13 protein-coding genes are annotated in these 15,015 nt (G+C 68.0%); 8 read left to right on the forward strand and 5 right to left on the reverse strand.

The annotated features are described in order from the left end of the window. The 5 genes from Q0581_RS08860 to Q0581_RS08880 all read left to right on the forward strand — a co-directional run. Window positions 1–1,178: cytochrome b N-terminal domain-containing protein (locus Q0581_RS08860; RefSeq protein WP_298699502.1), on the forward strand; the 1,178-nt coding region annotated here is incomplete at its 5' end. A 5-nt stretch (window positions 1,179–1,183) separates the two neighbouring features. Continuing rightward, window positions 1,184–2,056 carry a cytochrome c1 gene (locus Q0581_RS08865; protein ID WP_298699503.1) on the forward strand — a complete coding sequence of 291 codons (873 nt, stop codon included), beginning with the start codon at window positions 1,184–1,186 and terminating at the stop codon, window positions 2,054–2,056. A gap of 265 nt (window positions 2,057–2,321) precedes the next feature. Further along, window positions 2,322–3,989, forward strand: coding sequence for a M28 family metallopeptidase (locus tag Q0581_RS08870; protein ID WP_298699504.1), 1,668 nt, complete (start codon window positions 2,322–2,324; stop codon window positions 3,987–3,989). Window positions 3,990–4,069: 80 nt separating this feature from the next. Further along, window positions 4,070–5,698, forward strand: coding sequence for a M28 family peptidase (locus Q0581_RS08875; protein WP_298699506.1), 1,629 nt, complete (start codon window positions 4,070–4,072; stop codon window positions 5,696–5,698). Window positions 5,699–5,775: 77 nt separating this feature from the next. Beyond that, window positions 5,776–6,222 carry a hypothetical protein gene (locus Q0581_RS08880; protein WP_298699508.1) on the forward strand — a complete coding sequence of 149 codons (447 nt, stop codon included), beginning with the start codon at window positions 5,776–5,778 and terminating at the stop codon, window positions 6,220–6,222. A gap of 12 nt (window positions 6,223–6,234) precedes the next feature. Here the strand turns inward: Q0581_RS08880 and ychF are convergent, their stop codons facing one another. From ychF to Q0581_RS08905, 5 genes are all read right to left on the reverse strand, one after another. Beyond that, window positions 6,235–7,332 carry a redox-regulated ATPase YchF gene (gene ychF / locus Q0581_RS08885; protein ID WP_298699510.1) on the reverse strand — a complete coding sequence of 366 codons (1,098 nt, stop codon included), beginning with the start codon at window positions 7,330–7,332 and terminating at the stop codon, window positions 6,235–6,237. A 71-nt stretch (window positions 7,333–7,403) separates the two neighbouring features. After that, complete coding sequence (gene pth / locus Q0581_RS08890; protein ID WP_298699512.1) at window positions 7,404–8,021, reverse strand: aminoacyl-tRNA hydrolase; 618 nt, start codon at window positions 8,019–8,021, stop codon at window positions 7,404–7,406. Between the two features lie 88 nt (window positions 8,022–8,109). Beyond that, window positions 8,110–8,730 carry a 50S ribosomal protein L25/general stress protein Ctc gene (locus tag Q0581_RS08895; protein WP_298699513.1) on the reverse strand — a complete coding sequence of 207 codons (621 nt, stop codon included), beginning with the start codon at window positions 8,728–8,730 and terminating at the stop codon, window positions 8,110–8,112. 162 nt (window positions 8,731–8,892) lie between these two features. Then, window positions 8,893–9,960, reverse strand: coding sequence for a hypothetical protein (locus tag Q0581_RS08900; RefSeq protein WP_298699515.1), 1,068 nt, complete (start codon window positions 9,958–9,960; stop codon window positions 8,893–8,895). A 93-nt stretch (window positions 9,961–10,053) separates the two neighbouring features. Next, on the reverse strand, window positions 10,054–10,989 hold the full coding sequence (locus tag Q0581_RS08905) for a ribose-phosphate pyrophosphokinase (RefSeq protein ID WP_298699517.1): 936 nt from the start codon (window positions 10,987–10,989) through the stop codon (window positions 10,054–10,056). Between Q0581_RS08905 and Q0581_RS08910 the strand changes: the two genes are divergently transcribed. The 3 genes from Q0581_RS08910 to Q0581_RS08920 all read left to right on the forward strand — a co-directional run bounded on the left by Q0581_RS08910 (window position 10,988) and on the right by Q0581_RS08920 (window position 14,996). Continuing rightward, complete coding sequence (locus tag Q0581_RS08910; RefSeq protein WP_298699518.1) at window positions 10,988–11,182, forward strand: hypothetical protein; 195 nt, start codon at window positions 10,988–10,990, stop codon at window positions 11,180–11,182. The genes Q0581_RS08905 and Q0581_RS08910 overlap by 2 nt on opposite strands. A 41-nt stretch (window positions 11,183–11,223) precedes the next feature. After that, window positions 11,224–12,039 carry an outer membrane protein assembly factor BamD gene (locus tag Q0581_RS08915; RefSeq protein ID WP_298699519.1) on the forward strand — a complete coding sequence of 272 codons (816 nt, stop codon included), beginning with the start codon at window positions 11,224–11,226 and terminating at the stop codon, window positions 12,037–12,039. Between the two features lie 188 nt (window positions 12,040–12,227). Continuing rightward, complete coding sequence (locus Q0581_RS08920) at window positions 12,228–14,996, forward strand: TonB-dependent receptor (RefSeq protein WP_298699521.1); 2,769 nt, start codon at window positions 12,228–12,230, stop codon at window positions 14,994–14,996. Window positions 14,997–15,015 lie beyond the last annotated feature (19 nt).

The raw sequence follows: 15,015 nt of genomic DNA on the forward strand, positions 1-15,015 counted from the left end.
ACTGGTGGACCTTCGGCGGCATCCTGGCCCTGTGCCTGGTCATCCAGATCGCCACCGGCGTCGTTCTGGCCATGCACTATACGCCGAACATCGCCCTGGCCTTCGACTCGGTCGAACGCATCATGCGTGACGTGCCGGGCGGCTGGCTGATCCGATACGTCCACGCCAATGGGGCCTCGATGTTCTTCATCGCGGTCTATCTGCACATGCTGCGCGGCCTCTATTACGGCTCGTACAAGGCTCCGCGCGAGATGATCTGGATCGTCGGCTGCGTGATCTTCTTCCTGATGATCGCCACCGCCTTCCTGGGCTACGTCCTGCCCTGGGGCCAGATGTCCTTCTGGGGCGCCGAGGTCATCACCAACCTGATCGGGGCCATCCCGGTGGTCGGCGAGCCGATCCTGATCTGGCTGCGCGGCGGCCCGGCGATCGACAACGCCACGCTGAACCGCTTCTTCTCGCTGCACTATCTGCTGCCGTTCGTGATCGCCGGCTGCGTGGTGCTGCACCTGTGGGCCCTGCACCACGCCGGTCAGAACAACCCCGTCGGCATCCTGATTCCCAAGGAGCGGACGGCCAAGGACACCGTGCCCTTCCACCCGTATTTCACGGTCAAGGACGGGTTCGCGATCATCCTGTTCCTGATCATGTTCGCCTATTTCGTCTTCTTCAATCCGAACGCCCTGGGCCACGCCGACAACTACATCCCGGCCAACCCGCTGCAGACGCCGGCGCACATCGTGCCCGAGTGGTACATGCTGCCCTTCTACGCCATCCTGCGGGCGGTGCCGGACAAGTTCGGCGGCGTGGTGGCGATGTTCGCGGCCATCGGCGTGCTGTTCGTCCTGCCCTGGCTGGACACCTCGCGGGTGCGCTCGATGCGCTACCGCCCGACGATGAAGACCTTCTTCATCATCTTCCTGTTCGTCTGCTTCGGCCTGGGCTGGTGCGGCGCGCAGCTGCCGGACGCCCCGGTGATCGGCCACTTCAAGACCTTCACCCTGATCGACGGCGACCTGAACTCGTATCTGTGGCTGACGCGAATCTTCACCCTGTACTACTTCGTCTTCTTCCTGGTGCTGATGCCCTGGGTGGGGCTGAAGGAGAAGCCGCTGCCGATCCCGGCCTCGATCTCCGAGCCGGTGCTGTCGGGCGCCGACGCCGAGCAGAAGGGCTGAGGTCGATGATGACTGCTGGAAACAAGACCGTGCTCAAGATCCTCGCTTCCGCCGCCGTCGCCTTCGGTCTGGTGGTCACGGCCGCCCCGGCCCTGGCCGCCGGGGGCGCCAAGCACCCGCGCTCGGGCGGGTTCTCGTTCGAGGGGCCGTTCGGCACCTTCGACCAGGGCCAGCTGCAGCGCGGCTACAAGGTCTATCGCGAAGTCTGCGCCTCGTGCCACGGCATGAACCTGATGCACTTCCGCAACCTGGGCGACCCGACCGGGCCGTTCTATGACTCGCACTATCCGAACCCGAACGACAATCCGATCGTCAAGGCGCTGGCCGCCGAGATCCAGGTCGCGGACATCGATTCGGAAACCGGCGAGGCGATCCGCCGCGACGCCACCACGGCCGACCGCTTCCCCAATCCCTATCCGAACGCCACGGCCGCCGCGGCGGCCAACGGCGGGGCCGCGCCGCCGGATCTGTCGGTGATGGGCAAGGCCCGTCACGACGGCGCCAACTACATCTATTCGCTGCTGACCGGCTATCGCGCCGCGCCGGCGGGCCTGCAGATCCGCGAGGGTCAGCACTACAACCCCTATATGGCCGGCGACATGGCCCCGTTCTGGACCGGCGACCCGGACCACGTTCCGCCGGGCGGCTTCATCGCCATGCCCAATCCGCTGCAGAACGGCCAGGTCACCTATGACGACGGCACCGAGGCGACGGTGGATCAGATGTCCAAGGACGTCGCCGCCTTCATCGCCTGGTCGTCCGACCCGCACGCCACGGCGCGCAAACAGACCGGCCTGGGCGTGATGATCTTCCTGATCCTGTTCGCCGGCCTGACCTACGCCAGCTATCGCCGCATCTGGAAGGGCGTGGCCCACTAGTTTCTTCCCCCAGTACGCCGACGTTGAAACGGGAAGCCCGTCGAAGCCCTGCTTCGGCGGGCTTTTCACATCCTAGACACGCATCGACAGGCCGGGCGGGCGTCGATAGAGCGAAATCGGTTCAGTTGGACGCAGGTCCAACTGAACTCAGATCTTCGCTCGAGTGAATTCTGGACCATTGTTCTGGGTTCAGTCGATTCCGACTGAACCGAAAATGGTCTAGGGTTCGCGCCGGGTTTGTTCACGGTTCGGGACCGATATCGTCATGCGTCTGAAGTTTTCCGCGCTCGCGGCCCTGGCGGCCGCCTCGCTTCTGTCGGCCTGCGCCACGACCGGGCAGGGGGCGCCGGCAGAGGCCGCGCCGCTGTTCGACACCGCGCGCCTGCACGAACACATCCGCATCCTGTCCGACGACAGCTTCGAGGGGCGCGGCATCGCCACTCCGGCCGAGGACAAGGTGGTCCGCTATCTGAGCGAGCAATATGCGGCCGCGGGCTTCCAGCCGGGCGGCGAGAACGGCGGCTGGACTCAGGCGGTGACCCTGAACCGTTTCACCGTCTCGAACCCGACCGCGACCCTTTCGATCGGCGACTGGAGCCAGGCGGTGCGGCCGGGCCAGGACATGGTCTTCTCCACCCGCCTGCCGGGCGCGGCGGTCGATCTGCGCGACGCGCCCCTGGTCTTCGTCGGTTACGGCATCAAGGCGCCCGAGCGGAACTGGGACGACTTCAAGGGCCAGGACATGCGCGGCAAGGTGCTGGTGGTCCTGGTCAATGACGCCGACTTCGAAGAGCCGTCGCTGAACACCTTCAACGGCCGGGCCATGACCTATTACGGCCGCTGGACCTACAAATACGAAGAGGCGGCGCGCCAGGGGGCGGCGGGCGTCATCATCGTGCATGAGACGGGGCCGGCCTCCTATGGCTGGGCCACGGTCAACAACTCCTGGTCGGGGCCGCAGTTCGACATCGTGCGCCAGAACCCCTCGGCCGAACGCATCCCGATGGAAAGCTGGATCCAGCGCGAACTGGCGGTCGAGCTGTTCCGCCGCGCGGGCCAGGATTTCGAGGCGCTGAAGGTTCAGGCGCGCAGCCGCGACTTCCAGCCGGTGACCCTGGCTGACGCCCGGATCAGCGCCCGTTATGACGTGACCAGCGAGCAGATCGTGACCCACAACGTCATCGCCCGCCTGGCCGGATCGACCCACCCGGACGAGACCATCCTGTATACCGGCCACTGGGACCACATCGGCGTGGGCGAACCGGACGCCAACGGCGACGCCATCTTCAACGGGGCGGTCGACAACGCCTCGGGCACGGCGGCGCTGCTGGAACTGGCCCGCGCCTGGGGCCGGGGGCCGCGCCCGGAGCGCTCGATCGTCATGATCAGCTTCACCGCCGAGGAAAGCGGCCTGCTGGGCTCGGAATTCTATGCGGCCAATCCGATCTATCCGCTGGAGACGACCGTGGCGGGCTTCAACCTGGACGCCATGAACGTCTATGGCCGGGTCGAGAACCTGCAAGTCGTCGGCTGGGGCCAGTCGGACCTGGACGAGCGCCTGGCCGCCGCGGCCGAGCGTCAGGGCCGCACCGCCGTGCCGGAGGGCAATCCGGCCGCCGGTTCCTACTTCCGTTCGGACCACTTCCCCCTGGCCAAGCGCGGGGCGCCGATGGCCTATGCCGATGGCGGCGGCGCCTTCCGCGACGAGCCCAGGGCCGAGCGCGAGGCCATGGCCGCCGACTATGGAGCGCGCCGCTATCACCAGGCCGACGACGAATGGTCGCCCGACTGGGATCTGATGGGCATGGTCGAGGACATGGATGTGGTCTTGAGCGTCGGCCGCGACCTGGCCAACAGCCGCGACTGGCCCCAGTGGAAGACGGGGTCCGAGTTCGGCCCGGTCCGCACCGCCAGCGACGCGCGCCGTCGCTGAGCTTCATGACGGAATGGTAATGAACCCGGGCCGCATCGGGCGCTAATCTGGCGCGGCCCAGGGGCAGGAGAGAGTTCAGGATGTTTCGACGTTTCATCGGCGGCGTGGCCGCCGCAGCCATGCTGTTGTCTGCGGGCGCGGCCTCGGCCCAGGATTTCTCGGCCCAGCGGCTGAGCGACGGCATTCGCCACATCAGCAGCGACGCCTTCCAGGGACGCTATCCGGCCACCGAGGGAGAGCGGATGACGCTGGACTGGCTGCAGGCGCAGTATGAGGAGATGGGGCTTCAGCCCGGCGGGCCGAACGGCCAGTGGCTGCAGCACATCGAGATGAAGCGCTACACCCCGGTCGAGGGCGCCGCTCGCGCCGCCTGGACCGGCCCGGACGGCGTGGTGCACGCCCTGACGCCGGGAACCGACATCGTGCTGCGGTCGGCCACCAATGACGGCCGCTCCGATGTGCGCGACGCGGAACTGGTCTTCGCCGGATACGGCATCACAGCGCCCGAGCGGAACTGGGACGACTATGGCGGCGTCGATGTGCGCGGCAAGGTGGTCATCGTCCTGGCGGGCGAGCCGGAAGGCGATCTGTTCAACGGCCAGTACAACACCTACTACAGCAGCGTCGCCCGCAAGGCCGACGAGGCGTTCGAGCGCGGCGCCGTGGGCCTGCTGGTCCTGGTCATGGGCGCCGATCCCGAGGCCGCCTGGCGCGGCGCCTCACGTGGGGCCGCATCGCCCCGTCTGAGCGCGCCGGGCGCGGCGGATCTGGAGTTCTCCGGCTCGATCAATCACAGCCTGGGCGGCGCCTGGGCGGCGGCGGCCGGCCTGGACCCCAGCGCCCTGAGCGATGCGAGCAGCGGCCGTTTCCGCGCCGTGCCGGTGACGGGCGTGCGCCTGTCGGTGCAGACGAACGAGCGCATCACCACCGTCGTCACCCACAATCTGCTGGCCAAGATCGAGGGCACGACCGAGCCGGACGAGGTTCTGGTCTTCTCGGCCCACTGGGATCACGTCGGCACCGCGTCCAACCACCCCGGCCATCGCGGCGAAGACACCATCTACAACGGCGCCTGGGACAACGCCTCGGGGACCATCGGCGTGGTCGAGATGGCGCGCCAGTTCGCCGCCGCCCCGCGCCCGCGCCGCACCGTGGTCTTCGCCCATATGGCGGCCGAAGAAATGGGCCTGATGGGCGCCTACGCCTATACGGCCGATCCGGTCTATCCGCTGGAAACCACGGTGGCCGACATCAACATCGACATGCTGCCGCTGTCGGGATCGACGCGCGACCTGCCGATCTTCGGCAAGGGCCAGAATGATCTGGAAGACCGGCTGCAGGCCATCCTGGAGCCGCTGGGCCGCTATGTCTCGGACGACGGCCAGCCGGAACAGGGCTTCTATTACCGGTCGGACCACTTCCCCTATGCGCGCATGGGGGTGCCGGCCCTGATGCCGTGGCACGGCGTCGACTGGGTCGAGGGCGGCAAGGAAGCCGGCTGGGCCGCCTGGCGCGCCAAATTCGCGGCCGACTATCACAAGCCGTCGGATGAATGGTCAGAGGAGCTGGACTTCACCTCGGCGGTCGAAAACCTGACCGTGCTGTATCGCCTGGGTCAGGACCTGGCCAACAGCGACGACTGGCCCCAGTGGAAGCCGACGTCCGAGTTCGGCGCCATCCGCGCCCGCAGTGACTCGGCCCGCCAATAGGGCCTAAGGAACCTCAGACCGGCGGCGGCGTACGTCGCCGGTCTGAACCCTGAGCCCAGGCTGGGCGTTATCGGGTCATGACCCGGATACTGACGCTGACGCCCCTGCTGCTGGCTCTTGCGGCTTGCGGGGTTTCCGAGACCAATCCGCCCACCGAACCGGCCCCGCCGCCCGCGGCCGCGCCGGCGTCCGCCGCGCCTGCCGGGGGCCTGCGTCCCGGCACGGGCGCCGCCAGCTTCGTCGGCCGCTGGAGCGCCGATGCGGCCTGGTGCGCCGCCCCCATGGGCGACCGCCGTCCGATCCAGATCACCGCCACCCAGTTCGAAGGCTATGAGAACAGTTGCCTGATCGCGGATGTGGCCGAGGATCAGGGCGGCTGGAACGCCACCCTGCATTGCCTGTCCGAAGGCCAGGAGCGGCGCGAGCGGGTGCGCATGGCCGTGACCGGCGATGTGCTGAGCCTGACCTATGTCGACCGCGAGGGCGGCTCGGCGACCCTGCGCCGCTGCCCGGCGACGGAGTGAGGCGCGGCCGCGTCAGCCGTTGAACAGGAAGTGCATCACGTCGCCGTCCTTGACGACATAGCTCTTGCCCTCGGCGCGCAGCTTTCCGGCCTCGCGCGCGCCCGCCTCGCCCTTCAGCGCCACATAGTCGTCGAAGGCCACCGTTTCGGCGCGGATGAAGCCCTTTTCAAAGTCGGTGTGGATGACCCCGGCCGCCTGCGGCCCCGTGGCGCCGACCGGAATCGTCCAGGCGCGGGCTTCCTTCGGCCCCACGGTGAAATAGGTCTGTAACCCCAGCAGGGTGTAGGCGCCCCGGATCAGGCGGTTCAGGCCGGGCTCTTCCAGGCCCAGGGTCTCCAGGAACTCGGCCTGTTCGGCGTCGTCCAGCACAGCGATCTCGGATTCGATCTGGGCCGAGATGACCACCGTCTCGGCGCCGTCGGCGCGGGCGCGCTGGGCCACGGTCTCTGACAGCTCATTGCCCTTGTCGGCCGAACCCTCATCGACATTGGCGACATAGAGGGCGGGCAGGGCGGTCAGCAGCTGCAGCATCTCCCAGGCCTTCTTGTCCTCCTTGGACACCTCGGCCACGCGGGCGGGGCGGCCGGCCCGCAGCGGCTCCAGCGCCAGGTCGATCATCTTCAGCGTCAGCTGGCTTTCCTTGTCGCCGCCCTTGGCCCGCTTCTCGACCTGGACCCGGCGCCGTTCCAGGCTTTCCAGATCCGCCAGCATCAGCTCGGTCTCGATGATCTCCAGATCGCCGATCGGGTCGATGCGGTTTTCGACGTGGGTGATGTCGTCATCGACGAAGCAGCGGGCGACGAAGGCGATGGCGTCGCAGTCGCGGATATTGGCCAGGAACTGGTTGCCCAGGCCCTCGCCCTTGGACGCCCCGCGCACCAGGCCGGCCACGTCCACGAAGGTGATGCGCGCGGGGATGATCTCCTTGGAGCCGGCGATCTCGGCCAGCTGGTTCAGGCGCGGCTCGGGCACGGCCACGTCGCCGGTGTTCGGCTCGATGGTGCAGAAGGGATAGTTGGCCGCCTGGGCCGCCGCCGTCTTGGTCAGGGCGTTGAACAGGGTGGACTTGCCGACATTGGGCAGGCCGACGATCGCGACTTTCAGGGCCATGGGGCAGGAAGTTCCTCTATTGGCGCGAGGCTGTAGCCGGTCGGGGCCGGTTTGTCAGCGGCGCGGGCGGTCTATTCGCCGCGCGCGGCCTGGCGGGGGCTGTATTTGGGGGCGGGGGCCAGGCGCATCACCTCGCCCTGATAGCGTTCGTCGTCGCCGGCCAGGGCGAAGGGCAGGGCGTCGGCGCAGGCGTTCAGCAGAGCGTCCAGCCACGGCTGCTCGGCCTTGTGGAAGTCGGCCAGGACATAGCCGTGCACCAGCGACGGCTCGCCCGGATGGCCCACGCCCATGCGGCCCCGGCGGAAGTCGGCGCCCAGCTGGCTGATCATCGAACGGATGCCGTTCTGGCCCGCCGCGCCGCCGCCGGTCTTCATGCGGAACCGGCCGGGGGCCAGGTCGATCTCGTCATGGAAGACGATGACGTTGGCGGGCGGAACCTTGTAGAAGCGCGCCGCCTCGCCGACCGCGCGACCGCTTTCGTTCATATAGGTCTGGGGCTTCATCAGCAGGACCTTGACCGGCCCGGCCGCCGTCTCGACCTCGCCTTCGCGGATCACCGACTGGAATTTCGCCCGCTCGGGTCCGAAGCGCCAGCGGTCGGCGATGGCGTCGGCGGCCATGAATCCGATGTTGTGGCGATTGCCCTGATATTTCGCGCCCGGATTGCCCAGGCCGGCGATGATGATCATGGGGCTCTCCATGGCCCGTCACGGGGGCAAAGGAAAGCCCCGCCCGGCGAACCGGACGGGGCCCTGTAACCTGGGATCGGTGGAGCGATCAGCCTTCGGTGGCTTCGGCCTCGACCGTGGTGTCGCCGGCGTCGGACTGGCCGGCCGAAGAGGTCTTGATGGTGGCGATGACGAAGTCGCGGTCGGCGATGGTCGGCGCCGCGCCTTCCGGCAGGTTGATGATGTCCGAGAAGCGCAGGGTCACGCCCACTTCGCGGCCGGCCAGGTCGATGGCCAGTTCTTCGGGAATGCTGTCGGCGCGGACCAGGATCTCGACCGAGTGGCGCACGATTTCCAACGTGCCGCCCTGACGGTTGAACGGCGCCTCGTCGGCGTTCTTGAAGTGGACCGGGATCTCGATCTTGACCGGCGCGGTCTCATCGACGCGCATCAGGTCGAAGTGCAGCGGACGGTCGCTGACCGGGTCGAATTGCACGGCCTTGGCGATGACCGGCTGGGTCTCCTTGCCGTACTTCAGGGTCACCAGGTGGCCCAGCAGCTTGCCGGTGTAGAGCGACTTCTTGAAGTCCTTCTCGTTCACCGAGATCGGCACGGGGGCCTTGTCGCCACCGTACAGGATGCCCGGCACGGCGCCGGCGCGACGCGCGGCGCGGGCGCCGCCGGTGCCCACGCCTTCACGGACGTCGACGTTCAGGATGATCTCGGCCATCTGGCTCGCCTCAATAACTAAAGACGCCGTCGCTGGATCGCCTGCGCGGCGGGGTTGAAACCCTCGAATTCAAGAGCGGGCGTCAATACACGCATCATGCCCGGGGCGCAACCGCCCGGGGGAAGCAGATTTCAGTCCGCAGGTCTGGCCGCGGGTCTGGCGTCAGTTCGGCGCGGACTGCACCGCGTTCTGGGACGCCGTGGCGGCGTCGGCGGCGACCGTGGGGGCGGCGGCCATCGACACCGGCGTGCGGCCCGTGGGGGCCAGGGCCTGGGCCGTGCACTGGCCCAGGTCGCGCGCGACGTGGCGGCCCAGGCAGAACATGTCCTCATAGCTGGGGCGCGAGGCCGCCAGGCACTGGAACAGCATCAGCTTGGACATGTTCAGGCAGAATTCGCTGTTGGATTCGACCGTCAGCGCCTCGGTGTTGGCCCGTCCGTCCTCGCCCGCGGCGCCCAGGGCGGCCAGGGCGGCGATGGCCAGGGAGTTGACCATGGCGGGGGTGAAGGGCGGCGGCAGGCTGGCGGCCGTGGTGTTCAGGCCCCGGCCATCGTGGGCGGCGGCGAACAGGCGGGCCGAATCCTCGGCCGACGGCAGCATGCGGGCCGCCGACAGGGTCTTGGCCCCTTCCAGGCGGTCGGCGCGGTTGGCGATGGGCGTGACGGCCCAGCGACGGCGCGGGTCGCGGCGTTCCTGAATGGTGTAGGCGTCGCCCTCCACCGCCTCGGCGATGGCGGTCATGGCGGCCGAATCCACGCCGATGGTCGAGACGATCAGCCCGGCGGCCGCATCGGCGCCCGGCAGGGTGGCGGCATAGGCGGGATCGGCGATGATGCGGGCCACCACCGTCGCGCGCTGTTCCGGGTCGGTGGCGAAGCTGCGCACGCCGGTCACGAACTCGGGCGATTGCAGGGCCAGGATGGCGCCATAGGCGATCAGGCCGCGCGACAGTTGCGCCGGTTCATAGGCGGCGCCGCGACGGATGGCGTCCTGGATCGATTCGGCGGTGGTGAAGCCGGATTGAATGGTTCCGGCCTCGCGCATGAAAGCGACATAGATGGAGGCGGCCTCGGCCACGTCGCGGTTCAGGCTGAGCGCGGGCGGCGGCGGCGGCGGCGCGGCCGGCGGCGGCGGCGTCGGTTCCGGCTCGGGCGTGGCGCAGGCCGACAGGACGGCGAGGGCGGCGACAACCGCGACGGAAACGCCGCGACGCAGGAAGGTGTGGGACATGGACGAACTCTTCCCCAACTGGACGTTCGACGCCGCCAGGGCGTCGATCAGGCTTTTCGGCCTTATATCGCGGTCCAGAGGGTTTTCCGACCGTTAATCGAACAGCTTGGAGACCGATTCCTCGTTGGCGATCCGGCGGATGGCCTCGCCGATCAGCGGAGCCACGGAAACGCGGACGATTTTCTCGCAGTTCAAAACTTCGTCAGGCTGTTCGATGGAGTCGGTGATGACCAGGCGTTTCAGCGGCCCGTCCTGAACCCGCTGGACCGCCGGGCCGGACAGGACGCCGTGGCTGATATAGGCCGAAACCTCGGTCGCGCCGCGTTCGATCAGGGCCTGGGCCGCATTGACCAGTGTGCCGCCCGAATCGACGATGTCGTCGAACAGGATGCAGCGGCGGCCCTCGACGTCGCCGATGATGTTCATGACTTCGCTTTCGCCCGCGCGCGGCCGGCGCTTGTCGACGATGGCCAGATCGGCGTCCAGACGCTTGGCCAGGGACCGGGCACGCACCACGCCGCCGACGTCGGGCGAGACGATCATCACCTCGGACGGCTTTTCGAACCGTTCGCGGATGTCGCGCGCCAGCACCGGCGTGGCGATCAGATTGTCGGTCGGGATGTCGAAGAAGCCCTGAATCTGGCCGGCGTGCAGATCCATGGTCAGAACCCGGTCGGCCCCGGCGCGGGTGATCAGATTGGCCACCAGCTTGGCCGAAATGGGCGTGCGGCCATCCGTCTTCCGGTCCTGCCGGGCATAGCCGAAATAGGGCATGACCGCCGTGATCCGCCGCGCCGACGCCCGCACCAGGGCGTCGATGATGATCAGCAGCTCCATCAGATTGTCGTTGGCCGGATAGCTGGTCGACTGGATCACGAAGACGTCCTCGCCCCGGACGTTCTCCTCGATCAGGGCGAAGACCTCGTTGTCGGCGAAGCGCTTGACCTGCGCCCGCGTCAGGGGGGCGTCCAGGTGGGCGGCGATGGCCTTGGCCAGGGTCCGGTTCGAATTCCCCGACAACAGCTTCATGGCCGGTCATCCTTTCGCCGTCATCGGAACGCCGACTGCAGCGCTCAACTGGCGCGCTCTTTACCAGCAGAGCCGGACGGGGCAAGTCGGCGCGGGCGTTTTCGACCGCATTGGCTTCGATCCCGGCGCTGGTGTAGAGATCGCCCATTCGGGGGATGGCGCGGCTGCGCCGTTCCGTCGCCGTGTCTATTGAGGTCGCCGTCCTTGTTCGTCTCCAAGTCCCGATCCGGCCTGATGCTGATGGCCGTCCTGGTCGCCGCCACCTCTGTGGCGGCCTGCAATGGCGGCCGCGCCCGGCCCAAGCTGGCCTATGAGGAGCGCCCGGTCGAGGCGCTGTACAACGCCGGCTATGACCGCCTTCAGCGCAAGCGCTGGAGCGATGCGGTGGACTATTTCCAGGAGGTGGAGCGCCAGCACCCCTATTCGGAATGGTCGCGCCGGGCGATCCTGATGCAGATCCACGCCCAGTATCAGAACAACAACTATCAGGAGGCGATCGCGGCGGCGGATCGCTTCATCCAGCTATTCCCCGGCAATCCGTCGGCGGCCTACGCCTTCTACATGAAGGCCATCTGCAATTTCGAACGCATCGTCGATGTTGGCCGTGACCAGGCCTTCGCCGAGGCGTCGCTGCAGGGCCTGCGCGACGTAGTGCGCCGCTATCCGGGCAGCAGCTACGCCACCGACGCCCTGGTCAAGATCGACATGGTCAACGACCAGCTGGCCGGCAAGGAAATGAACATCGGCCGCTATTACCAGCGCGCCAACCAGCCCCTGGCGGCCGTGAACCGCTACAAGACCGTGATCGACAACCCCGATTTCCAGCGCACCTCGCACACGCCCGAGGCCCTGTATCGGCTGGTCGAAGTCTATCTGTCGCTGGGGCTGCGGGATGAGGCGGTGCGCAACGGCGCCGTGCTGGGCCACAACTATCCGGGCAGCGTCTGGTACTCCAAGGCCTTCGACCTGCTCAGCGACCAGGGCGCCCGTCCGCAGGTCGCCCCCGAGACGCGTCGCGAGGGCTGGCTGTCGCGGATCATCCCGGGCTGATTCTTTTCGGTCGGTCCGACGGAAAGCCTGAATCTAACCGTTGGATTGCAACGGTAAGGCCAAATCGGGGCGGCGGCTGACCGCGAATTAACGCGGCTTCATGACGCTGTCCGGCTAAGGTCACCAGGCTCGCGACGCCCTTGGCGTTGCGGGAACTTCCTTTTGATTCAGACGACTGTGGACCGCACATGAGCCTGCTCGCCCTGACCCTTCACGCCGCCGCCCTGGCGACGGACCCGTCCGGCGCCGCCCAGCAGGCGACCCCTGCGGCCCCGACCCAGACGCCGCCCCCGGCCGTCGCCCAGGCTGCGCCCGCCGATCAGGACGCCGAGCCCGCCTATGATCTGGGCGAACTGACCACCACCGGCGCCAAGCGGCGCGGGTCGGTCATCGGCGACATCGAACCCGACATCGTTCTGGACGAGTCGATGATCGCCACCTACGGCGCCTCGACCATCGGCGAGCTTCTGGCGGCGATCGAGCCGCTGACCCAGAGCAACCGCGGCCGCGGCGGCGGCCAGCCGATCCTGTTGGTCAACGGCCGGCGCATCTCGGGCTTCCGCGAGATCGCCAACATCCCGACCGAGGCCATCGAACGCACCGAAATCCTGCCCGAGGAAGTGGCCCTGTCCTATGGCTATCGCGCCGACCAGCGGGTGGTGAATTTCGTCCTAAAACCGAACTTCCGCTCGCTGCAAGCCCAGGGCAGCGCCCGCACGCCGACCCAGGGCGGCCGCACCAGCCTCAGCGGCGAAGTCGGCGGCTTCAGCATCAGCGGCGCAACCCGCTGGAACCTGGATATCGGCGGCACGCGCGAGACGGCCCTGTTCGAGGATGAACGCGACATCACCCGCGACACCGGCCTGCCGTTCTCGCGCCTGGGCACGGTGGCGGGCGCGACGTTCGGCGCCGAGATCGACCCGGCGCTGTCGGCCCTGGCTGGTTCGACCGTGACCACGGCCCTGGCCCCGGCTTCGGCCGCCGGCGGCGCGGTCGGCCTGTCAGGCTTCGTGCCCGGCGCGGGCCAGCGGACGGCCGAGGACGCCACCGCATGGCGCACCCTGCTGCCGCGTCGCGACGAGCAGCGGATCAACGCCTCCATGAGCCGGGGCCTGACCCAGAACACCACCGGCACCTTCCGCGCCGGTCTGACCGACACCTCGTCGCTCAGCTATCTGGGCCTGCCCGGCGTGGTGCTGAACCTGCCGGCCAGCAACGGCTTTTCGCCGTTCGCCAACGCCACGACCCTGTATCGTTATTTCGACGATCCGGCGTCCATGTCGCGCCAGGTGGACACCCAGGCGCTGGAGCTGGCCACGGTGCTGGACGGCTTCATCGGCGACTGGCGCTGGACCTTCACCGGCAACTATGACCGCACCGAAACCGACACTCGGACCGGACGCGGCCTGGACGCCAGCGCCCTGCAGGGGCGGCTGAACGCCAACGACCCCACCGTCAATCCGTTCGGCGCCATCGCCGACGGCCTGCTGGTCCGGGCGCCGGCCGACACGGCCAACTCGGTCAACAGCCAGATCAACAGCGAACTGGTGTTCAGCGGCAGCCCCTGGGAAGGCCCGGCCGGGCGCATGAACAGCACGCTGAAATTCGGCCTGAACCGCCGCACCCTGGATTCCACCAGCGTCCGCTCGGGCGTGATCACCGATCGCGACCAGTCGCGCGACACCGCCAGCTTCCAGGGCAGCTTCAGCCTGCCGCTGACCGATCGCGAGCGCGAGGTCGGCGCGGCCTTCGGCGACCTGAGCGCCAATTTCAACATCGGCTATGAGGAACTGTCGGACTTCGGCGGTCTGTCGACGGTGGGCGGCGGCCTGAACTGGTCGCCCCACGCCGACTGGAGCTTCATCGCCAGCTATACGGCCGAACAGGGCGCGCCTTCGGTGTCGCAACTGAACGATCCGGTCGTCTCGACGCCGAACGTCCAGGTGTTCGATTTCGCCACGGGCCAGACCGTCAACATCACCCGCATCGACGGCGGCAACGCCAATCTGTCGTCGGATGATCGCCAGGTGTTCAAGCTGGGCCTGAACTGGCAGCCGCTGGCCAATGAGGATCTGCGGATCACCAGCGACTACACCGCCAGCCGGATCGAGAACCAGATCGCCACCTTCCCGACGATCACGCCGGATCTGGAAGCCGCCTTCCCCAGCCGCTTCACGCGCGATCTGGCGGGCAACCTGATCTCGATCGACGCGCGGCCGGTGAACTATGCCTATGCCGAGAAGCAGGAACTGCGCACCGGCTTCAACTTCAGCCGCGCCTTCGGCGAACCGACGGCGGGCGCCCAGCCGCCGGGTGGCCCCGGCGGGCCTGGCGGTCGCGGCCCCGGCGCTGGTCCGCGCGGTGGCGGCGGCAACATGATCATGATGTCGACCACCAGCGGCCCTGGCGGCGGCGGGCGCGGCAATACCGAGGTTCGCGTCAGCGGCCGCCCGCGCGGCCCGATGATGCAGCCGGGACAGGGGCGGTATAATCTGTCGCTGCACCACACCTGGCGCATTCAGGATGAAGTGTTGATCCGCGACGGTCTGCCGGTTCTGGATCTGCTGGACGGTGCCTCGGTCAGCGGCCGCGGCGGCAGCCCCCGGCACGAAGTCCAGGGACAGGCCGGCGTGTTCAAGAGCGGCATGGGCGCCTTCCTGAATGTCACCTGGCGCGACGAAACCCGCGTCAGCGGCGGCATGGGCGGCCAGGATCTGTTCTTCTCGGACCTGATGACGGTGAACCTGAACATGTTCGCCGATCTGGGCCAGCGTCAGTCGCTGGTGGCCAAATATCCGTGGCTGAAGGGCGCGCGCGTCAGTGTCGGCGTCTCCAACCTGTTCGACGAACGGATCGACGTGCGCGACGCCAACGGCGACACGCCCCAGGGCTATCTGCCGGATCAGATGGACCCGACCGGCCGTCAGGTGTTCATCAGCCTGCGCAAGCTGTTCTAACTCTGTTCCGGTTCTGGTC

The sequence above is a fragment of the uncultured Brevundimonas sp. genome, assembly GCF_937863155.1.
Lineage (GTDB): Bacteria > Pseudomonadota > Alphaproteobacteria > Caulobacterales > Caulobacteraceae > Brevundimonas.